Raw genomic sequence first — 20,356 nt, 5'->3', positions numbered from 1 at the left:
TTCCCGACCGGCTCAGAACGCCAGCAGGTTGTCCTTGAAGTGCTCGAACTCGTACTCCGAGCGCACCAGCCCCCGGCGCCGGAGCGCGGGCACCAGGCCGTCGGCGATGGTGGCGACGCTCCGCCGGTCGATGCTGTTGGCCAGCAGGAACCCGTCGCCGCCCACGTACTCCATCGCCTCGCCCATCTTCTCCGCCACCTGCTCGGGGGTGCCGACCAGCTCGATCGACTCCACGACGTCCTGCCCGAGGGCGAGCTCGCGCAGGGTCTTGCCCTCGCCGTCCTTCGCGTAGCGGGCCATCGAGCTCTGGTGGCCGTTCACCTTGCCGGTGAGGTCGGGCATCGGCTCGTCGGGGTCGAACTGCGAGAAGTCGATGCCCGAGAAGTACGACATGGTGGCGAAGGCCTGGTGCAGGAAGTCGTCGGACTGCCGGGCGGCACGGCGCGCGTCGTAGATCTCGCGCGCCGCCCGCTCGGTGTCGGCGACCACGGGGTTCACCAGGTACATCACCTTGCAGTCCTTCGGGTCGCGCCCGGCCTCGACCATCTGGCGCGAGATGTCGTCGCGGTAGTCCTTCATGGCCTCGAGGCCGAGGGGCACGCACACGATGGTGTCGGCGTTCGCCGCGGCGAACTTGCGCCCGGCCCCCGAGCCTCCCGCCTGGCAGATGACGGGCTTGCCCTGGGGCCCGGGCGGCGTGTTGAGCGGCCCGCGCGACTTGTAGTACTTGCCCTCGAAGTGGATCTGGTGCACCTTCCGGTAGTCGGCGAACACCCCCTTCTCGTCGTCGAACACCACGGCGTCGGGCTCCCACGACGCCAGCAGCTGACTCACCAGCTCGATCCACTCGCCCGCCATGTCGTAGCGCAGGTCGTGCTCGTAGTGCTGGTCGAGCCCGAAGTTCATGGCGGCGCCGTGGTTCGACGAGGTGACCAGGTTGGCACCCGCCCGACCGTCGCAGAGATGGTCGAGCGTGGCGATCATCCGGGCCGCCATGAACGGCGGGTAGAACGACGTCGACATGGTGGGGATGAGACCGATGTGCTTGGTCTCACGCCCCAGGATGCCGATGAGCGCGGTGGGGTCGTTGCGCGGGGTCTCCATCGCCTTGCCCAGGTAGTGCTCCATCGACCCCTGGTAGGTGTCGGGCACGAGCAGGCCGTCCTCGAACATCATGTAGTCGAAGCCGGCGCGCTCGAGCGAGCGGGCCATGTCGATGTAGAGGTCGGCCTTCATCCATTCCTTGCGGCCGACACCCGACCAGGTGTCGTTCCAGGACTGGACGCTGAAGCCCGATCCGACGAACCATCCCAAGTGGAACATGTGGTGCTCTCTCTTTCTGCGTTTCTGCTGTGGCTACTCGACGAAGGTGACGTTCGAGAAGTCGATGACCGCATCCGACCGGTTGGCGTAGCCCGTGATGGTGTTGCTGAAGGCGGGCGACGGTTCGATGAACGCGATCGGCACGGCCGGCGACGCGGCCTGCCAGATCTGCTGCGCCTTGTTCCACGCGACCCCGGCGGCCTCGGAGAGCGCGTCTCCGGCCTCGACACCCTCGGCCACGGCGGCGTAGTACTCGTCGCTGGTCCAGCCGGAGTTGTTGAGCGGGGAGTCCTTCGTGTACGACAGCAGCAGCTCGTAGGGCGGGGACTGGCTGATGGCCTGGTCGCGCTGGATGTACGCGTCGAAGTTCTTCGAGTAGTACTTCTCGTTGGCGGTGGCCACGGGCACGGCGTCGATCGACACGTCGAACCCGGCGTCGGCGGCGTAGGTCTGGATCTGCACGGCGACCTCCTGCGCATCCGGAACCCCGTTCGAGGTGAGGATCGTGATCGGCACCGGCTCGGTGTAACCGGCCGCTTCAAGCACCTCCTTGGCCTTCTCGGGCTGGTAGCTGCCGGGCTCCAGGCCCTCGAGCGTGCCACCCGGGTAGTTCGGGTTGATGAAGCCGGTCATGGCCTCGGCTCGGCCCTTGTAGACCTCTTCGATGATCTGCTCGTAGGGCATGGCGTAGCGGAACGCGGTGCGCACGGCCTCGTCGGCGAAGGGCCCCGAGGTGGTGTTGAGGATGGCGGTGGAGTAGTTGATGGAGTCGGCCAGGAAGGTCTGCGCCGCGCCAGACTCCTCGAGCTCGACGAGGTCGGCGGGGCGCAGCTGCACCGCCACCTGCACGTCGTCGTTGCGCACGAGGTTGGTGCGGGTGCCGGCGTCGGCCACTACGCGCTGGATGACCTTCTTCACCTCGGGCTCGCCGTCGTAGTAGTTCGGGTTCGCCACCAGCACGAGCTCCTCGCCCGGGGTCATGCTCTCGAGCATGTAGGCGCCGAAGCCGTAGTTGCCGTTCTCGGCCGACCAGGCCACGGCGTAGGGGTCGTCGGCCGACTCGTGCTCCTTGAGCAGGGTGCTGTCGAAGATGTCGGCGCTCACGTTGGCCAGCAGAGCCAGCAGGGTGAAGCCGTCGCCGGCGCGGTCGACCGTGATCTGCACGGTGTAGTCGTCGATCTTGCTGAACTGCCGGGCAGGGTCGACGATCGCGGGCGAGGAGAGCAGCGGGGCGACGGAGGCGGTGTTCCACTTGCGCTCGTACGACCAGAGCACGTCGTCGGCGGTGAGCTCGTTGCCCGCCTGGCTGAGCACTCCCTCGCGCAGGTGGAAGGTGTAGGTGAGTCCGTCGTCGCTCACGTCGTAGCTCTCGGCGAGCTCGCCCTCGAAGCTGAAGTAGTCCTGCTGCAGGTCGCCGTCGGCGTTCTCGACGTAGGGGTTGCGGATGAGCTGCGCGTTGGTGTTCACCTGGAACTCGAAGCCCGCGTAGGTGAAGTCGCCGTCGTCGTAGGCGAACGAGGTGGGCAGCGACGGCACCGCCTCGATGACGGTGGCGGTGGCCGGCGTGGCGGCGTCGCTCGAGGCTGAGCAGGAGGCCAGGAGGAGCGCGGCCGCCGAGGTCGCGGCGAGGGCGGCGAGGGCCCGGATGCGCGGGGTGCGCCGTGCGCGCCGGGCGCGGGGTGTGGTCGGGCTGTGTTCGGGCATGACGTTGTCCTATCGGTGAGGGCGCGGCACGGGGCCGCGCGGGCATGACGGCATGGAGCGAGGGAGGTGGAACGGGAGGAGGAGAGTGAAGGTGCAGGGGGTGGATCGATCGGATCGCCGCTCAGCGCCGGGAACCGGCCCGCGGAAAGGCACTGAAGGCGAGCGACACGGCGGCGACCGCGAGCACGAGCGCCAGGGCGGGGAAGGCGCCGGGCCACCAGCGGCCGACCGCCGCATCCGTCGCCCCTCGCGCGATCATCGCGCCCCACTCGGCCGTGGGTGGCGGCAGGCCGGCGCCGAGGAATCCGAGTGCCGCGGTGAGGATGACGCTGACGCCGAAGAGCACCGACATGTTCGCCACCGCGGGGCGCACGGAGTTCGGCAGCACGTGCCGCAGGGTGAGCACCAGCTCGCTGGTGCCCGCCATGCGTGCGGCGTCGAGGTAGGCCTCGCCGCGCACCCGCAGCACCTCGGCGCGCACGAGACGCACCTGGATGGGGGCGAGGATGACGGCGATCGCCACGACGATCGTGCCGATGGAGGCCCCGAAGAACGACACCAGCACGAGACCCACGATCACCGAGGGCACCGCCTGCACGAAGTCGACGATGCGCCCGGTGCCGCGTGCCGTGAGGCCACCCGGGCCGGGGCGTGACTCGTTCATCCCGATGGCGAGACCGAGCACCACCCCGATGAGCGTGGCGAGCAGCACCACGCTCACCGCGATGAACACGTTGAGCTGGGTGGCGGCGAGGGTCTGCGAGAACACGTCGAGCCCCGTGGAGTCGGTGCCGAACCAGTACTCGGCCCCGGGCGCGGTCCCCGAGGTGCCGGAGACGCGGGTGGCCGGGTAGGGGGTGATGAAGGGTCCGATGAGGGCGAGCACGGCGAGCACGGCGGCCGGGACGAGGCGCCACCAGATGACGCGGCGGCGCGGGCGCGCATCCGTGGTCTTGGTCGTGACGGTCGCCTGCGGCGTGGTGGTGGGTGCGGTCGTGGCCGTGGGTTCGGTCGTGGCGGTCATCTCAGGCCTCCGTCTGCGCGCCGGGTCGGCGCCTGGGGTCGAGGAGCATGGTGACGATGTCGACGACGAGGAAGACGACGAGCGACACCGCGGCGATCGCCACGAGGAAGCCCTGCATGGCCGTGAGGTCGGCCCCGGCGAGCGCCTCGGTGAGGTATTGGCCCATCCCTCCGAAGGCGAAGAGGGCCTCCACGATGACCGCGCCGCCCACGAGGTAGCCGAACATGGTGCCCGCCATCGTCACGGCAGCCGGCAGGGACCGCCGGAAGACGCTGAGGGCGACGGTCGCGTGGGAAGCGCCGGTCGAGACCCGGAACAGGGTGGACGGCTTCTGCAACTCGTCGTCGAGCTGACCGACGAGGAGCTTCAGCACCACGGCCGAGTGGGCGATCACGAGCACCCCCACGGGCAGGGCGAGGTGCCAGAGCATGTCGGTGGTGCGTGCCGGGTCGCCCGCGAGGAGGGTGTCGACGAACGGAAGGCCGGTGACCGTCGGCGCGGTGGAGAGCAGCGGCGACAGCCTGCCGAGCGGTGCCGGCGAGAGGTGCAGGGTGGCGTAGAAGAGGAAGATGCCGAGCACGCCCACCGCGAAGTCGGGGATCGCCCCCGCCGCCCGCGCATATCCGCGGATCGCCGCGCTCAGCACCGGTACCGGACGGATCACCGCGAAGTAGGCCGCCACGCCCACGAGCAGCAGCGACACCACGAGGGCCATGGTGGCGAGCTCGAGCGTGGCGGGCAGTCGCTGCCCGAACTCCTCGAGCAGCGGGCGCTGGGTGAGCAGAGAGGTGCCGAGGTCGAAGCGCAGCAGTTGCGCGAAGTAGGCGACGAGCTGGTCGCTGAGGCTGCCCGAGAGCCCCATCTGCTCCTGGATGCGCGCGTACTGCTCGTCGGTGGCCTGATTGCCGGTAACCGTGAGAACGGGGTCGCCGGGGATGAGCCGCACGAGCAGGAAGGCCACGAGCGCGAACAGCAGCAGCTGGAAGGGCAGCGCGATCACCCGCAGCAGCCACCAGCGCTGACGGCGGAACCAGTCGGCCGTGCGCACCGTGGCCGAGCTGCGGCCGTGCTCGGCGGCGGTGCTGCCGGAGAAGGCGGCGGTCGTCATCGGGTCACCTCCCGGGCGATGCCGGCGGACGGCTCCGATGCGGGCACGAGGGGTTCGCTGCCCGCCAGAACCTCGGCGCGGTGCTCCTCGAACCCCGGTCCGCGGTGGGCGTTCAGCAGGTGGCGGGTGTACGGATGCTCGGGCTCGGCGATCACGCGCTCGGTCGGCCCCTGCTCCACCACGACCCCGCGGTACATCACCACCAGGCGGTCGGAGATGAAGGCGGTCGCGGGGAGGCCGTGCGAGATGAAGGCGAGGCCGGCCCCGGTCTGGGCGCAGTAGCGCTTGAGCGAGTTGAGCACCTGCCCCTGCACCGATACGTCGAGTGCCGAGACCACCTCGTCGCACACCACGAATCCCGGTCGCACCACGAGCGCGCGGGCGATCGCGAACCGCTGACGCTGTCCGCCCGACACCTCGTGCGGGTACCGGTCGGCGAAGGCCGGATCGATGCCGAGCATTCCGAGGGTCTCGGCGATGCGGGCATCCGCCTCGTCGATGCTCAGCCCGACGAGCTGTCGGGCGGGGGTGCGGAGAGCGTCGCGCAGGGTGCGCAGCGGATCGAACGACGAGGAGGTGTCCTGGGCGATGAGCTGCACCTCGCGGCGGAACGCGCGGCGACCGGCCTGGGTGCGCATCCGGGGCGCCAGGTCGTCGCCGTCGACCAGCACGCGCCCGCCATTGGGCCGGTCGAGCCCCACCAGCATGAGGCCGAGGGTGGACTTGCCCGAACCCGACTCCCCCACGATGCCCGTGCGCGATCCGGCCGGAAACTCCACGTCGACGGCGTCGACCGCGGTGTGCGCGCGGCGGCCGTGCCCGAAGCGGCGGGTGAGCCGCTCGGCGGCGAGCGCCGTCACCAGGCGCCCGCCTCGCGCAGCCCGGCGAGGGTGGGCAGCTCGTCGAGGCCGGCCGACTCGAGGGTGGGCACGCACTCGATGAGGCCCTTGGTGTAGGGGTGGGTGGCCCGTGCAGCCGCCTCGGCGGCGGGCACGTCGTCGACGATCACCCCGCCGAGCATCACCAGGATGCGGTCGGCGTACTCCTGGCAGAGGTGGATGTCGTGGCTCACGACGAGCACCGAGGTGCCGAAGTCCTCGGTGAGGTCGACCATCAGGTCCATGATCTCGCGGGCGAGGGAGGCGTCGAGGGCGCTGGTGGGCTCGTCGGCGATGAGGAGGCGCGGGCGGCTGCAGAGGGCGATGGCGAGCATGGCGCGCTGGCGCATGCCGCCGCTCAGCTCGTAGGGGCGGGCGCCGAGCACGCGCTCGGTGTCGTGCAGCCCCACCATCCTCAGCCAGTGCTCGGAGCGCTCTCTCACCTGCGACCGGCGCAGCCCCTCGGCGCCGCGCAGCACGGCGGCGAGCTGACTGCCGATGGTCCATACCGGGTCGAGCGAGGTCATCGCATCCTGGAACACCATCGTGATGCCTGGGGTCTTCTGCGGCAGACCCTTCACCGAGCCACGGCGGAGCGGCTCACCCCCGAGCTCGAGGCCGGCGTAGTCGATGGTGACGGCGTCGCCGAGCAGGAACCCGGCGATGGCCAGGGCGAGCGTGGTCTTCCCGCTTCCCGACTCTCCGACGAGGGCGACCCGCTCGCCGTGCGCGATGCGGAAGGTGGCACTGTCGACGGCCCGGTGGGCCGACTCCCCGGAGCCGTAGGTCACGCTCAGCGCGTCGACGGCGAGCACCGTCGAGGCGTGGGCGAAGTCGACCTCGAGCTCGGAGGCGGGGGCGACGGAGGCCTGGGTGGCGGGCATGCGTCGAGTCTCACAGCGCCGTGTTACCGGAGAGGGCGAGAGGTGTAACAGAGCCATTACGCCGACTCGTCACACCGCGACCGCCCCGGAATCACGGGGTGGGGAACGGATGCGCGGGGCCGCGCCGACCGCTATTGCGCCACCCCTGGACCGGGAGCACGGGGTGCCCTCCCCGGAGAGGACTACACGGCTTCGAGCAGCACCGCGGCGCCCTGACCACCGCCGCCGCAGATACCCGAGGCGCCGAGGGCACGGGGCCCGGTCTGGTTCAGGATGCGGGCGAGAGTGCCCACGATGCGCGTGCCCGAGGCGCCGATCGGGTGCCCGAGGGCGATCGCGCCGCCGTGGCGGTTCACGATCTCCGGGTCGACCCCGAGCAGCCGGGTGGAGTGCACCGCCACGGCGGCGAAGGCCTCGTTGATCTCGACCGCGGACAGCTCGCCCGCGCTCCGGCCGGCCCTCGCGAGAGCCGCGGCGATGGCCTGCGCGGGCTGGGCGTGCAGGGTGACGTCGGGGCCGGCCACGGTGGCGGTGGCCACGATGCGGGCCAGGGGTGTGAGGTCCGTTCGCTCGGCCGCGATCCGCTCGCTCATCAGCACCACGGCGGCGGCGCCGTCGGTGATCTGGGACGAGTTGCCGGCCGTGATGGTGCCGCCAGAACCGAAGGCCGGCCGCAACGCGGCGAGCGTCTCGATCGTGGTGTCGGCCCGGAGCCCGTCGTCGGTGTCGATCGTGGTGACGGCGCCCCGTCTGCCGGCCAGTTCGAAGGGCGCGATCTCGCCGCGCTGGAACTCGGCCGAGGCGGCGAGGCGCGCGTGCGACGCGGCGGCCCACGCATCCTGGTCGTGGCGGGAGAGCGACAGACCGTCGTTGCGCTCCTCGGTGGAGACGCCCATCGACCTGCGTTCGAAGGCGTCGGTGAGGCCGTCGTGCTCGAGGGTGTCGATGAACTCGATCGCGCCGTAGCGCATGCCGGCCCGGGAGCCTGGCCAGGCGTGCGGCGCGAGCGACATCGACTCCTGGCCGGCAGCCACGACGATGTCGGCCTCGCCGGCCTCGATGAGCCGGGCGCCGGAGATGATCGCCTCCGTGCCGGAGAGGCACACGGCGTTGAGGGTGAGGGCGGGCACCGTGAGCGGGATGCCGGCGGCGACGGCCGCCTGCCGGGCCGGGTTCTGGCCCGCGGCGGCCTGCAGCACCTGGCCGGCGAGCACCCGGTCGACGTCGCCCGGCTCGACCCCGGCGCGGTCGAGGGCGGCACGGATCGCCGCCGCGCCCAGCTCGGTCGCCGGGACGGCCGCGAACCGGCCGCAGTACTTCGCGAACGGGGTGCGGGCATACCCCGCGATGACGACGCTCATGCCGGTGCTCCTTCGCTGGCGGGCCGGGCGGCGGTGGCCGCGCCCACCCCAGTCTCGTCCATCTCGGCGGTGAAGACGGCATCCGTCTTCGACTCCAGTTCGGCGAGTGTGACGCCGGGGGCGAGTGCGCGCAGCACGAGGTGCGCGGCGACGACGTCGAAGACGGCGAGGTCGGTGATGATGCGGTCGACCACGCCCGCGCCGGTGAGGGGGAGGTCGCACTCGGCGACGATCTTGGGCGAGCCGTCCTTAGCCACGTGGTCGGTGATGACGATGACTCGGGGCGTGCCGGCCACCAGATCCATGGCCCCACCCATCCCCTTCACGAGCTTGCCGGGGATGGTCCAGTTGGCGAGGTCTCCGTTGGCCGCCACCTGGAGCGCGCCGAGGATCGCCTTCGCGACGTGGCCGCCCCGGATCATGCCGAAGCTCGTCGCCGAGTCGAAGTAGCTGCCACCCTCCCGGAGGGTGACGGTCTGCTTGCCCGCGTTGATGAGATCGGCGTCCTCCTCCCCTTCGACGGGGAAGGGGCCCATACCGAGGAGTCCGTTCTCGCTCTGCAGGGTCACGTCGACGCCCGGCGGGAGGTGGTTGGCGACGAGGGTGGGGATGCCGATGCCGAGGTTCACGTACTCGCCGTCTCGGAGTTCGGCGGCGGCGATGGCCGCCATCTGGTCTCGGGTCCAGGGCATGGGGGCTCCTTAACTGTTCGCCATGGTGCGCGGTCGCACGGTGCGCTGTTCGATGTCTTTGACGCGCGGTGCGGCTGCGATGAGGTGCTGTACGTAGATTCCGGGAGTGACCACCGCGTTCGGGTCGAGCCAGCCGTCGACCACCTCCTCGGCCTCGGCCACGGTCATGCGCCCGGCGGTGGCGACGAGCGGGTTGAAGTTGCGGGCCGTGTGACGGTAGACGAGGTTGCCCTCGCGGTCGGCCCGGTAGGCGTGCACCAGGGCGAGATCGGCGACGATCCCGCGTTCCAGCACGTAGCGCTCGCCGTCGAACACCTCGACGGGCTTGCCGTCGGCCACCGGTGTGCCCACCCCGGTCTTGGTGTAGAAGCCCGCGATGCCGGCCCCGCCCGCTCGCAAGCGTTCGGCCAGGGTTCCCTGGGGCACGAACTCCACCTCGAGCTCGCCACGGAGATACTGCTCGGCGAACAGCCGGTTCTCGCCCACGTACGACGCGATCACCTTGCGCACCTGGCGGCTCTCGAGCAGCAGGCCGAGTCCCTTTCCGTCGACGCCCATGTTGTTCGACACGATGGTGAGATCGATCGCACCGAGCTCCCGCACGGCCTCGATGAGCTCGGTGGGGTTGCCGCTCAGGCCGAAGCCGCCGACCGCGATCACGGCGCCGTCGTGGAGGCTGCCCTCCAGCGCGTCGATCGCGCCATGCCTGATCTTGCCCATGGACGCTCCTTCGAGTCACGAGTCGTGGTGTCCAATAGGTGGACACCGAGACAGTAGGCAGGTCGTTCGCCGTCGGTCAACCATCGCGCACCTACAGCCACCACTGCGCGGACGCCACGCGCCGATATGCTCACAATATGGACAAGTCGACATCGGGTCGTGGCGAGGGTGCACCGGGGACCCAGGTGGTCTTCCGGGTCGCGAGCGTTCTGAGAGCGGTCGCCCAGCATCCGGACGGCGCCACCACGCTGGCCGTCTCGCACGCCGCGGGGCTCACCCGGCCCACGGCCCATCGGCTGCTGGCGTCGCTCGCGCGGGAGGGGTTCACCGATCACGACAGCGCCCGGGGCCTCTGGTTCCTCGGGCCCGAGCTCTACCTCCTCGGGGCGCAGGCGGCCGACCGCTATGACGTGTCGGAGGCGGCGAGGTCGAGCGTGCGCGCGCTCGCCCGGGAGACCGGTGAGAGCGCCTTCTTCTCGGTGCGGAGGGGCGATCAGACGGTGTGCCTGCTGCGGGAGGAGGGGAGCTTCCCGATTCGCTCGTTCGTGCTCTACGAGGGCAAGCGGTTCCCGCTCGGGGTCGCGTCGGCCGGTCTCGCGATCCTGTCGCACCTCGACGAGGCGGAGGTCGACGCGTACCTCGACCGCGCACACCTCGAGCGCGAGTGGGGTGCGTCGCACTCGAGGGCGGAACTGCGCGACCGCATCGCCCTCACGCGCGAAGCGGGCTACGCGGTGAACCCGGCGCTCATCCTCGAGGGCAGCTGGGGCATGGGCGCCGCCGTCTTCGACGCCACCGGCCGACCCGCCTGGGCCCTCAGCCTCACCGGCGTCGAGTCCCGCTTCCGCCCCGACCGCCGCCCCGAGCTCGGCCGCCTCCTCCTCGACCACGCCCACACCCTCACCAAGGCCCTCCGCACCCCTCACCCGCGCGGCTGACCCCTCCCGCACAGCTGATTATCCATCCGCGCAGCTGATTTCCATCCGCGCAGCTGGGCCCACCCCGCACCAGGCACCGGCCCACCTCACCCGCCCCCGGCGGTTTGCCACGCGTGACGGTCTTCGGCCCGCCAGAAACGGTGATGTCAGCCAGGAGTGGCGAACCTCGCCCACGATTCGGAGGACGGGCCGCCACGCCCGTGGTGCGTGCAGTTCGCCACGCCAGACGGCCTCCGCCCCCGCTCCGTGCGCCGACTCGCGTCTTGCGTGGCGTTGCGCGCCGCAGCGGGCGGCGGAGGGGTGGGTGTCGGAGGTGGACTCGGGGTGAGCGGAGCCGTACGGGGCAGGGCGCGGTGCCCGACGGGGCAGGGCGGTGCCGAACGGTGCCCGACGAGGCAGGGCGGAGGCGGGGCCTGGCGGTGCCCGACGAGGTGGGACGGAGCAAAGGTCAGCTCAGCGCCGGAGGAGGTCAGCTCAACGCGGGCAGGATGGCGAGGTGGGGTGGGAAAGCGGGGTGGCGCGGCGGGGGTCAGCCCTGGGTGGTGGCCCAGGCGGCGACGCGGCTGGCGCTCTCGGCGGCGGAGAGGTCTTCGACGCGGGTCATGATGGACCAGCGGATGCCGAAGGGGTCGAGCACCGAGGCGAAGCGGTCGCCTGAGACGAAGGTGGCGGGCTGCTCGCGCACGGTGGCGCCGGCCGCCTCCGCCGCGGCCGTGACCGCGTCGACCTCGGGCACGTAGAGCGCCAGCGAGTAGGGATGACCCACCGCGGGATCGAGGGCGACGAGGCCATACTCCTCCAGCGGGTCGCTCAGCGTGAGCATGCCGTGACCGAAGTCGAGCACCGCGTGTGCGACGACCTCGCCGCCGCCCTCGGAGGGGAAGCGCGTGACGTCGACGACGGAGGCCCCGAACACGGAGCGGTAGAACTCGATCGCCTCGGCCGCGGGCGAGACGACGATGTGCGGGGTGAGTGAGGTCGAGCCGTGCGGGAGCCCGTCGGTGGTGTGGTCGCCGGTGACACCGGTCGTGCGTTCTGTGGTCATGGCGGCCACGTTAGGCGGTGGCACGGGCGGGGGTCTTGAACAAGTGCGACACTGTGGAGAAGTCGTCGGGGATCGGGTTCGGTGGAGGAGGAGTCGCCGTGACGCAGCCGCAGTCGCGAGGCCACCTCAACCCGGGCGACCCCTCGGTCGTGTTCGACCGCTTCGAGCTCGGCGCCGGTCTTGAGCACCTAGTGCGCCACGTCTGGGTCGTGAGCTGGGCCCTGCCGGTCGGCACGGAACGCCCCCAGCGCGTGCTCAGCTACCCCGCGGTGAACGTGGTCTTCCAGCCCACCGGCACCGTGCTCGCAGGCCCCGACCCACGCGTCTCCATCACGACGCTCCGCGGCACCTCCTGGGGCGTGGGCGTGCTGTTCCGCCCTGCGGCCACCCTTCTGCTGCAGCAGCAGGAGGCGAAAGAGCTCCTCGGCGCGATCATCCCGTTCCCGGTCCCCGGCACGGATGCGGCGGTGGCGTCGGCCATGCACGGCACCGATCCGAGCACCCGGCGCCTCGCCCTCGTGGCGGCGCTGCGGCGATGGCTCGCCCCGATCGCCGCGCGGATGGGAGAGCGCGGGCTCCTCGCCAACGAGGTGAGCCGCCTCGCCGAGACCGACCCGGGCATTCTGCGCAGCTCAGAGCTCGCCGACCGCTGCTCTCTCTCGGTGCGGTCGCTCGAGCGACTCGTGCGCGAGCAGATCGGCGTGACACCGAAGTGGCTGATCGAGTGCCGCAGACTGCAGGAGGCGGCGACGACGCTGCACGCGCATCCGGAGACCGACCTCAGCGCGCTGGCGGCCGAACTCGGCTACGCCGATTACCCGCACTTCTCGCGGCGCTACATCCGCTTCGTCGGCGAGCCGCCGACGCGCACGACCCTGCACGCGCACGCCCGCCCGGCCTGACGGGCGGCATCGGGCTCAGTGCTCGTCGTACTTGCCCTCGAAGAGGATCTCGGAGACCTCGTTGAACCGGTAGGTCGCCGTGGCCGGACCCTCGGCGCCGTCGGTGGCCGACACGAAGTGGTACACCAGCTGGCCCTCGCTGTAGGGCAACACCAGTTCTTCGGGCGCTCCGTCGTCGAGGGGGATGGTCTGCCCGTCGAGGGGGCCGCCGGACAGGTGCGCGAGCGCGGGTGTAGTCATGCCCCCAGGGTACTCGCGTCGACGGCCGTTGCCGATGTCGGGGGCATGCTCCAGGATGAACGAAGGAGGCCCCATGACAGACACCCGCGAGCTCGCCGCAGCGGCGCCCCGCGGGTCGTTCACCATCGAACCGCGAGGTCCGTTCTCGTTGCGGTCGAGCATCCGCTTTCTCGAGGGCTTCGGCCCGGCGTCGTTCGGCGGGGCCGACGACGACACGGGGCGGCTCGACCTGGCGTTCGCCCTGGAGGGGTCGTGGCGCACGATCGGCGCCAGCCTCGACCAGTCTCCCGACGGCACGGTGCGCGGGCGGCTCTTCGCCGGCAAGCCGCTCACGCGTCCGGAGCTGTCGGCCGCCCGGGCCCAGGTGGAGCGCATCCTGTCGCTCGACGTCGACGGCTCCGGGTTCGAAGCGGTCGGCGAGCTCGATCCCGTGGTCGGCGAGCTGCAGCTGCGCTATCCGGGGCTCCGGCCGGTGTGCTTCTGGTCGTGGTACGAGGCAGCGGCCTGGTCGATCATCGGCCAGCGCACGCGCATGACGCAGGCCGCCGAGGTGAAACGGCGCATGGCTGAGGAGCTCGGCGTCGGGGTGGAGATCAACGGGGTCACGCACTGGGCGTTCCCGTCGCCGTCGGTGCTCAGCGGCCTCAGCGGGTTCCCGGGGCTGACCGGGGCGAAGGTCGAGCGGCTGCGCTCGCTCGGCGAGGCGGCGCGGCGCGGCGCGTTCGACAGCGCCTCCCTCCGCGGCATGCCCCGCGACGAGGCCTTCGCCCTGCTGCAGGAACTGCCCGGCATCGGTCCCTTCTCGGCCGAGCTGATCCTGCTGCGCGGCGCGGGCGACCCCGATCACGCCCCGGTGGGCATGCAGCGCTTCGCCGAGGCGGTCGAGTTCGCCTACCGTCTCCCGCACCGGCCGGGGGCCGAGGAGCTCACCGACCTCTCCGAGTCGTGGGCGCCGTACCGCACGTGGGTCACGCTGCTGCTGCGGGTGGAGTTCGATGCGCACCAGAAGCGGGTGGCGGATGCGCGGTGAGGCGCTTCGAGGTGTGGCGCGTCGCGGGCAGGGCGTCCGCGGTCAGGCCGAGGCCACGTAGGCGAGCGCGAACACTGCGAAGGGAACCCACTCGTCTCCGGAGTCGACCGGGAGGCTCACCCAGTCCTTGAAAGGGCGCTTGGCCCCGCCCGGGTCGAACAGTTCGGCACCGGGCACGGCGAGGGCACCGCTGTGCTCGGGGGTTCCGGCGCCCAGCTTGAGCCCGATCGACTCGCCGTTCAGGCACGCGAACATGGTGCCGGCCCGGCTGAGGATCGGCCGCCCCATCATGCGCCCGCGGGTGATGGCGGGGTCGCCGAGTTCGGCCGCCACCCGGTCGAACAGCGCGAGCGCCTGCTCGGAGGGGACGGGTGCCGCCATGGTCGCTCCTCACGCGGGCCGGTCAGCCCGCGTAGCTCCCCACGAGCCGCACCGCACCGCCGTCGACACCCTTGGCGCCCTGCTCGAACGCCACGTCGCCCGCATCCGGGAGCGCCGTCGTCGACACCGTGCCCACCGGCCAGGTGCGGATGCCCTCGGCCTCGATCGCCGCCGTCACCGCATCCGCCGCCTCGGCCGCCACGACCGCGAAGAACCCGATACCGAGGTTCCAGGTGCCTTCCGCGCTCTCGAGCGAGGTGCCCGCGATCGACGACAGCACACGGAACACCGGCGCCGGCGACCAGCTCGACCGGTCGACCTCCACCCACGACCCGCGCGGCAGCACGCGAGCGAGGTTGGCGGCGATGCCACCGCCGGTCACGTGCGAGAGCGAGTGCACCGCCCCGGCGAGCTCGAGGCGGGCGAGCACGCGCACCAGCGGGCCCGTGTAGAGCCTCGTCGGCTCGAGCAGCACCTCGCCGATCACGCCGCCGAAGTCGTCGGAACGATCGGTGTACGACAGGCCGGCGCCCGCGAGGATGTGCCGCACCAGCGAGAACCCGTTCGAGTGCAGGCCCGACGACTCCAGAGCCAGCACCACGTCGCCGTGCCGCACGCGGTCGGCCCCGAGCACCGCGTCCGCCTCCACCGCGCCGACGGCGGCGCCCGCCACGTCGTAGTCGTCGGGGCCCATGAGGCCGGGGTGCTCGGCGGTCTCGCCGCCGACCAGCGCGGTACCGGTCTCGGCGCACGCTCTGGCGATGCCGGCGACGATCGTGGCGATGCGCTCGGGCACCACCCGGCCGCAGGCGATGTAGTCGGTCATGAAGAGGGGGCGGGCGCCCACCACGACGATGTCGTCGACGACCATGCCCACGAGGTCTTGCCCGATGGTGTCGTGCTTGTCGAGCGCCTGTGCGATGGCGATCTTGGTGCCCACGCCGTCGGTCGAGGTGGCGAGGAGCGGATGCGCGAACGAGCGCAGCGCCGACACGTCGAAGAGTCCCGCGAAGCCGCCGACCCCGCCGAGCACCTCGGGGCCCTGGGTGCGCTGCACCGCGGCCTTCATCAGTTCGACGGCGCGGTCGCCCGCTTCCGTGTCGACCCCGGCCTCGGCGTAGCTGTTGCTCATGCCACCATTCTCGCGGACGCGCGCGGCGAGCACAGCCATTCCCTACGTCGAGCCGGAAGCCCGCCCGGCCCTTCCGGTCACTCCGACTCGAGCAGAGCCACCGCGTCGGCCACCTGGCCGAAGAACCCCGTCTGATCGGCGAGCGCCGCCGGGTCGTCGCTCGCACTCTGGATCGACACGGTGAACGCGCGACCGTCGTCTCGCTCGAGGTACCAGCTGCCCGCCAGCACCCCCACGGAGCTGCCGCCCTTGAAGGCGACGTACGGCCACCTCTCACCGAACACCGCGTCGCCGAGCCCGTCGTTCACGGCGAGGATCTCCCGCACCGGGGCGCCCACCTCGCCCGCCGCAGCCCGCTCCTGCAGACCGCGGTGGACGGCGGTGAGGTCGTCGGCGGTCGTGAACCAGTCGAGGCCCTCCTGCCACACGAGGGTGGTGACAGCCGAGGCCTCCACGTCGATCGGGCCCGTGGGAAGGGCGGCCAGCAGTGCGCGCCGCTGCGTCTCGTCGGCGTGGTTCCAAGCCTCACGCGCTGCGGTCTCCTCCTCGGAGGCTCCCCAGCCGAGCTGGAACAGCGCCCGTGTGGTGAGCAGGGGCACGTTCGCCGACGGGTCGGCCTGACCGAAGTCGGCGAAGGCGCGCTCCACCGCATCCGGGCCCACCGCCTGCACGAGCAGGTCTGTGGCGGTGTTGTCGCTGATCGAGATCATGGCCTCGGCCGCGTCGCGCACCGTCACGACGGTGCCGGCGGGCTCGTTCTGCAGCTCGCCAGAGGGGAGGCTCTTCACGTCGTCGGTGAGCGTGAGCTCCTGGTTCCAGGCGAGCTCGCCCGCCGCGACGGCGTCGGCGACGGCCCCGAGCACGTAGAGCTTGAAGACCGAGCCGGAGGGGAGTGGGTCGCCCGGATCGGTACCGGCGGAGAACACCGGCCCCGATGCGGCATCTGCAGCGCCTGCGGCGGCCACCTCGGTCACCACCAGCCGCGTGGGCGCGGCGAGCGCCTCGACGGCGGACTCGAGCTCGCCCCAGCTCGTGGCGGCGACGCGCTCGGCGGCGGACGGCACGAAGAGCAGCCCCGTGATGCGGTCGTCGGCGTCGAGCACGAGCTGCAGGTCGAGGGCGTCGGCGGTGGGCGAGTGGAGGGTGACGACCGCCTGCGACCCCACCGCCTGCACGGCCGTGGGCGTCCAGGGTCCCTGCGCGGCGAGCTGCTCGAAGACGTCGGCGAGCTCCTGCGGCGAGATCTCGTCGAGCGCGACGCGGGCCAGCCGGTCGGGAGCGGCGATGCGCACCTGGTCGGCGTCGAGCTCGCCGTTGAGAGCGGCCACGACCCAGGCGGCGTGCTCGCCGACCGGGGTGTCGGGGAGGGCGACCGGGTCGAGCACCGCCGTCGCGGTCGTCTGCCCCACCCCTCCGGTCGAGGTGCATCCGGCCAGCACGAGCGCGAGCGCGGTGGCGGCTCCGGCGAGCGCTGCGCGCATCCGTCGCGGTGCCACCGGCCTCGGCCGGGCGGATGGGGCGACAGGCACGGTGTCTTGGGTCATGCCTCCAGCCAAGCGGCGAGGCGAGCAGCGGGCATCCCGCTCGGGTCGGAACCGCCTCCCCCTCGGGAGGGATACCGGCCGCGTGGGGGTGCCGCACGGTTCTGCATAAGAATCCGGGGTGGCATCCACACTATGGAGACGCCACCCCGGATTCTTATGCAGAACTGAGGCTCCTACTGCGAGGGCGGGCCCCCGGAGAAGCCGGAGCCGCCACCCGGGCCGCCCTGGAACGTCATACCCGAGCCGCCCATGGTGGACGAGTCGCCGCCGAGTCCGCTGAGCCCGGTGCTCTCGGTCTCGGAGTCGTCGCCGAGCACGTCGGCGTTGAGGTCGGCGAGCACCACCACGGCGCCCTCGTCGAGGCCCGACGCGATCTCCGTGCGCTCGTCGCCCATGGCGCCGATCTCCACCGGCGTGGACTGCACCTCGCCGCCGGAGAGCACGTCGACCGTGTAGTCCGCGCCCGACCGGTGCACCGCCGAGGTGGGAACGGTGAGCACCGCCACCTGCGAGGCCACCGCCACCTCCACCTGCGCCGAGGCACCGATGAGGAGGGTCTGGTCACCGGTGTCGTCGATCGCGACGGTCACGTCGTAGGAGGGCGTCGAGGAGTCGGTCGACACGTTCAGCACGCCGATCGAGCTCACCACGCCGGTCAGCTCGGCGTCGCTCGAGGCGAGGGACACCGTCGCGGTCTGGCCGACCGCGAGCTTGGACACGTTGGCGAGGGTGACCGTCGAGGTCACGATGTACCCGTCCTCACCGAGGACGGTGACGACGGCCGAGGTCGAGCCCGCCGAGACGGTGTCGCCCGCCGCGATCGAGACGGCCGCGACGGTTCCGGCGATCGGGCTGGTGAGGGTGGCGAGGGTCAGCTCCTGCTGGGCGATGGCGAGCTCCGCCTCGGCGAGGTCGATCGCGGCCTGGTCGGCGACGATGGTCTCGGCCGTGATGGTGCTGCTCGTGCCGCCCGACGACGAGCCGCCGGTTCCGGAGGTTCCCGAGCCGCTGCTCGTGTCGACCGCGGTGACGGATGCGGCCAGCACGATGGTCGTCGCGCTCGACGTCCGCGAGGCGGTCGCCGAGGTGGTGGTGGCCACGGTGTCGCTGTCGTCCGAGTCGGAGTCCGAGTCCTCGGTGCCGGAGTCCTCCGTGCCCGAGTCGTCGGTGGTGGTGTCGTCGGTCGTGGAGTCGTCGGTCGTGGTGTCCTCCGACGTGGTGTCGCCGGACTCTCCGGCGACGGCCGCCTGCAGCGCGGCGACGGCGTCGTCGAGCTGGCTCATGAGGTCGAGCAGGGTGCTCTGGGCGTCGTTCGCCGCGACCTGCTCGGTCTGCACCTCGGTGATGGCCGCCTGGCAGGCCGCGAGGTCCGCCTTGATGGCGTCGAGCGTGGACGTGCCGTCGGAGACCGACCCGTCCGAGGAGCCGTCACCGGCACCCTCGTCGGTCGCGTCGCCCTCGGCGGTCGCGTCCGTCGCAGCGGTCGCGTCGCCGGTGGCGTCACCCGAGTCGTCGCCCGCGGTGATCTCGTCGAGGGTCGCCTCGAGGAACGGCTGGCACGCGGCGTCGCTCGTGGCGATGGTCTCCTGCGTGGCCGCGACGGCCGCGGACGCGGTGTCGTACTGGGCGAGGAGCGCCTCCTGCGCCGCGGTCACGGCCGCGACGGCCGCCTCGACGGCCTCGGTGTCGATGTCCGACCCTGAGTCGCTCGATCCGCCCGAGCCCGACCCGGAGCCGCTCGATCCGCCCGACCCCGAGCCGCCCGACCCCGACGACCCGCCCGACCCCGAGCCTCCGGCGGATCCGCCCGAGGCCGCGCCGCCGGCCGACCCGCCCGAGCTCGACGACGAATCCGTCGTGCTGGTGCTCGACGTCGACGACTGGGCCTCCAGGTCGCTCTCCAGCTGCTCCTCGGCCTCGGTCACCGCCTCCTGCGCGGCGTCGACCGCGTCTTGCAGATCGGTGGTGTCGAGTGCGGCCAGCTGCTGCCCCGCCGACACGGTGTCGCCCACGGCGACCGAGACCGACGACACGGTGCCGCCCACCTGGAACGCGGAGTCGCTGCGGCTCGCCGCCGCCACGGTGCCGCTCAGCGCGAGCGTCTCGTCGACGCCGCCGAGCTCGGCCACCGCGGTCCGGTACTCGCCGCCCGAACCCCGGGTGAGCGCGAACGCCGCTCCGCCACCGGCCGCGACCAGCACGACCGTGGCGGTCACGGCGGCCAGGATGCGTCGGTTGCGCCGCCGCCTGGCCTTCGCCTTCGCGACGCCGCCGGGCTTGGCCAGTGCGGTCTCACCGTCCTCGTCGGCATTGTCGGCCGCTCGGGCGAGCACGCCGCCGCCGGTGGCCTTCGCGACCTCACCCGTCGCATCCTGCCTCGCGAACAGCCCCCCGATCGCGTCGTCGATGGCTTTCGACCGGGCGTCGTCGTCGCGCTCCGCCACGGTCAGCTCCCGCTCGTGGTGCCGTCGGTGCCGGTCGAGTCTCCGGAGCGACCGGGGCCGCCCTGGCCGCCCTCCCCGCCGAAGCCGCCACCGCCGGGGCCGCCCGACCCTCCACCGAACCCGGTGGAGCATCCCTCGTCGCCGGCCTCGGAGACCGCGATCGTGGTGGCCGTCACGGCACCGCTGTCGTCGGACTCACCGCGAGCGGTGACACAGGCGCCCACGACGAGCGCGGAGGAGTCCGCGGTGGTGGTGCGGGTGTAGCTCGTGCTGTCGTCGACCGTCACATCGGCGGTGCTGGTGGCGCCGTCGGCGTCGGTGGTCTGCACGGTGATGGTCGACCCGGAGACCGCGGTCACCAGGCCGCTCGTGGCACCGCCGAAGCCGCCGCCCTGCATGCCGCCGCCCGAGCCGGCGTCAGCCCCGTCGGGGGCGTCCGTGGGCATCCCGCCCTCCGGTGCGCCGCTCGGCGGGGTCGCGTCGGAATCGCCCGAGCCCCCGTCGGCCATGTCGCTCGGCGGGCTGCCGCCGCCCATCGCGCCGCCCATGCCGCCGAAGCCGGCCGAGTCGCACGCGCCGTCGACCGCATCCGAGATGACCACCGACGTCGCGGCGGCGGAATCGGTGTCGGTGCTGGAGTCCGTGCCCGAGTCGGAGTCCGACGAGTCGCCCGGCATCCCCGAGAACGACAGCGTCGTCACGCACACCCCCGCCGTGACATCGCTGAGCGCCGCCGCCACGGTCGAGGTGATGGTGGTGCTGTCGGTGTAGCTGACCGCCGTCTGCGAGTCGGTGTCCTGCACCTGGAGGGTGGTGCCCGTGATCGCGGCGATCTCTCCCGAGACCCCGCCACCGCCCGACTCCTGCATCTGGGGTGCGGCGGTGGCCGCCGGGGTGGAGGTCGACGAGGCCGTCGTGGAGGAGGAGCAGGCCGAGAGGGCGAGTACGCCGGCCGCGGCGAGCACGAATCCCGTTCGGATGGACAGGGTGCGGTTGAGCTTCATGG

Annotated in this window: 19 protein-coding genes; 3 read left to right on the top strand and 16 right to left on the bottom strand. The window is 72.0% G+C overall.

What is annotated here, in order from left to right; genetic code table 11:
• Positions 1–12 precede the first annotated feature (12 nt).
• The 9 genes from N1031_RS09795 to N1031_RS09755 all read right to left on the bottom strand — a co-directional run bounded on the left by N1031_RS09795 (position 13) and on the right by N1031_RS09755 (position 9,694).
• Positions 13–1,323, bottom strand: coding sequence for an NtaA/DmoA family FMN-dependent monooxygenase (locus N1031_RS09795; protein ID WP_259479446.1), 1,311 nt, complete (start codon positions 1,321–1,323; stop codon positions 13–15).
• 33 nt (positions 1,324–1,356) lie between these two features.
• Positions 1,357–3,027 carry an ABC transporter substrate-binding protein gene (locus N1031_RS09790; protein WP_259479445.1) on the bottom strand — a complete coding sequence of 557 codons (1,671 nt, stop codon included), beginning with the start codon at positions 3,025–3,027 and terminating at the stop codon, positions 1,357–1,359.
• A gap of 121 nt (positions 3,028–3,148) precedes the next feature.
• Positions 3,149–4,051, bottom strand: a complete 903-nt coding sequence (locus N1031_RS09785) for an ABC transporter permease (RefSeq protein WP_259479444.1) — start codon at positions 4,049–4,051, stop codon at positions 3,149–3,151.
• 1 nt (position 4,052) lies between these two features.
• On the bottom strand, positions 4,053–5,159 hold the full coding sequence (locus N1031_RS09780; protein ID WP_259479443.1) for an ABC transporter permease: 1,107 nt from the start codon (positions 5,157–5,159) through the stop codon (positions 4,053–4,055).
• Entirely contained in the window at positions 5,156–6,019 is an 864-nt protein-coding gene (locus N1031_RS09775) for an ABC transporter ATP-binding protein (RefSeq protein WP_259479442.1), read from the bottom strand. The genes N1031_RS09780 and N1031_RS09775 overlap by 4 nt, the downstream gene beginning before the upstream one ends.
• A complete protein-coding gene (locus N1031_RS09770; RefSeq protein WP_259479441.1) occupies positions 6,016–6,921 on the bottom strand; it encodes an ABC transporter ATP-binding protein in 906 nt (301 codons plus the stop codon). Before N1031_RS09770 ends, N1031_RS09775 begins: the two co-directional genes overlap by 4 nt.
• A 182-nt stretch (positions 6,922–7,103) precedes the next feature.
• The gene (locus N1031_RS09765; RefSeq protein WP_259479440.1) at positions 7,104–8,282 is read right to left on the bottom strand and encodes an acetyl-CoA C-acyltransferase; all 1,179 of its coding nucleotides are present in this window, start codon (positions 8,280–8,282) and stop codon (positions 7,104–7,106) included.
• Positions 8,279–8,974, bottom strand: coding sequence for a CoA transferase subunit B (locus N1031_RS09760; protein WP_259479439.1), 696 nt, complete (start codon positions 8,972–8,974; stop codon positions 8,279–8,281). The genes N1031_RS09765 and N1031_RS09760 overlap by 4 nt, the downstream gene beginning before the upstream one ends.
• A 9-nt stretch (positions 8,975–8,983) precedes the next feature.
• Positions 8,984–9,694: a CoA transferase subunit A gene (locus N1031_RS09755; RefSeq protein WP_259479438.1), complete on the bottom strand. Its 711-nt coding sequence runs from the start codon at positions 9,692–9,694 to the stop codon at positions 8,984–8,986.
• A 137-nt stretch (positions 9,695–9,831) separates the two neighbouring features.
• Between N1031_RS09755 and N1031_RS09750 the strand changes: the two genes are divergently transcribed.
• Entirely contained in the window at positions 9,832–10,632 is an 801-nt protein-coding gene (locus N1031_RS09750; RefSeq protein WP_259479437.1) for an IclR family transcriptional regulator, read from the top strand.
• Between the two features lie 529 nt (positions 10,633–11,161).
• Here N1031_RS09750 and N1031_RS09745 read toward each other — a convergent pair.
• On the bottom strand, positions 11,162–11,677 hold the full coding sequence (locus N1031_RS09745) for a VOC family protein (protein ID WP_259479436.1): 516 nt from the start codon (positions 11,675–11,677) through the stop codon (positions 11,162–11,164).
• 98 nt (positions 11,678–11,775) lie between these two features.
• On the opposite strand from N1031_RS09745, the gene N1031_RS09740 reads away from it, so the two are divergent.
• The gene (locus N1031_RS09740) at positions 11,776–12,579 is read left to right on the top strand and encodes a helix-turn-helix domain-containing protein (RefSeq protein ID WP_259479435.1); all 804 of its coding nucleotides are present in this window, start codon (positions 11,776–11,778) and stop codon (positions 12,577–12,579) included.
• A gap of 15 nt (positions 12,580–12,594) precedes the next feature.
• Here the strand turns inward: N1031_RS09740 and N1031_RS09735 are convergent, their stop codons facing one another.
• Positions 12,595–12,819, bottom strand: coding sequence for a response regulator (locus tag N1031_RS09735; protein ID WP_259479434.1), 225 nt, complete (start codon positions 12,817–12,819; stop codon positions 12,595–12,597).
• Between the two features lie 73 nt (positions 12,820–12,892).
• Between N1031_RS09735 and N1031_RS09730 the strand changes: the two genes are divergently transcribed.
• On the top strand, positions 12,893–13,849 hold the full coding sequence (locus tag N1031_RS09730) for a DNA-3-methyladenine glycosylase family protein (protein WP_259479433.1): 957 nt from the start codon (positions 12,893–12,895) through the stop codon (positions 13,847–13,849).
• 42 nt (positions 13,850–13,891) lie between these two features.
• Here the strand turns inward: N1031_RS09730 and N1031_RS09725 are convergent, their stop codons facing one another.
• From N1031_RS09725 to N1031_RS09705, 5 genes are all read right to left on the bottom strand, one after another.
• Entirely contained in the window at positions 13,892–14,230 is a 339-nt protein-coding gene (locus N1031_RS09725) for a hypothetical protein (protein WP_259479432.1), read from the bottom strand.
• A 22-nt stretch (positions 14,231–14,252) separates the two neighbouring features.
• Entirely contained in the window at positions 14,253–15,362 is a 1,110-nt protein-coding gene (purM, locus tag N1031_RS09720) for a phosphoribosylformylglycinamidine cyclo-ligase (RefSeq protein ID WP_259479431.1), read from the bottom strand.
• A gap of 77 nt (positions 15,363–15,439) precedes the next feature.
• Positions 15,440–16,906, bottom strand: a complete 1,467-nt coding sequence (locus N1031_RS09715) for a serine hydrolase (protein ID WP_259479430.1) — start codon at positions 16,904–16,906, stop codon at positions 15,440–15,442.
• 173 nt (positions 16,907–17,079) lie between these two features.
• Complete coding sequence (locus tag N1031_RS09710; protein WP_259479429.1) at positions 17,080–19,350, bottom strand: efflux RND transporter periplasmic adaptor subunit; 2,271 nt, start codon at positions 19,348–19,350, stop codon at positions 17,080–17,082.
• A 2-nt stretch (positions 19,351–19,352) separates the two neighbouring features.
• Positions 19,353–20,354, bottom strand: coding sequence for a DUF5666 domain-containing protein (locus tag N1031_RS09705; protein WP_259479428.1), 1,002 nt, complete (start codon positions 20,352–20,354; stop codon positions 19,353–19,355).
• Positions 20,355–20,356 lie beyond the last annotated feature (2 nt).

Origin of the sequence: Herbiconiux moechotypicola, assembly GCF_024979255.1 — a bacterium.
Lineage (GTDB): Bacteria > Actinomycetota > Actinomycetes > Actinomycetales > Microbacteriaceae > Herbiconiux > Herbiconiux moechotypicola.
The sequence above is the reverse complement of the archived record's forward strand: the minus strand, read 5'-3'. Positions and strand labels throughout refer to the sequence as shown.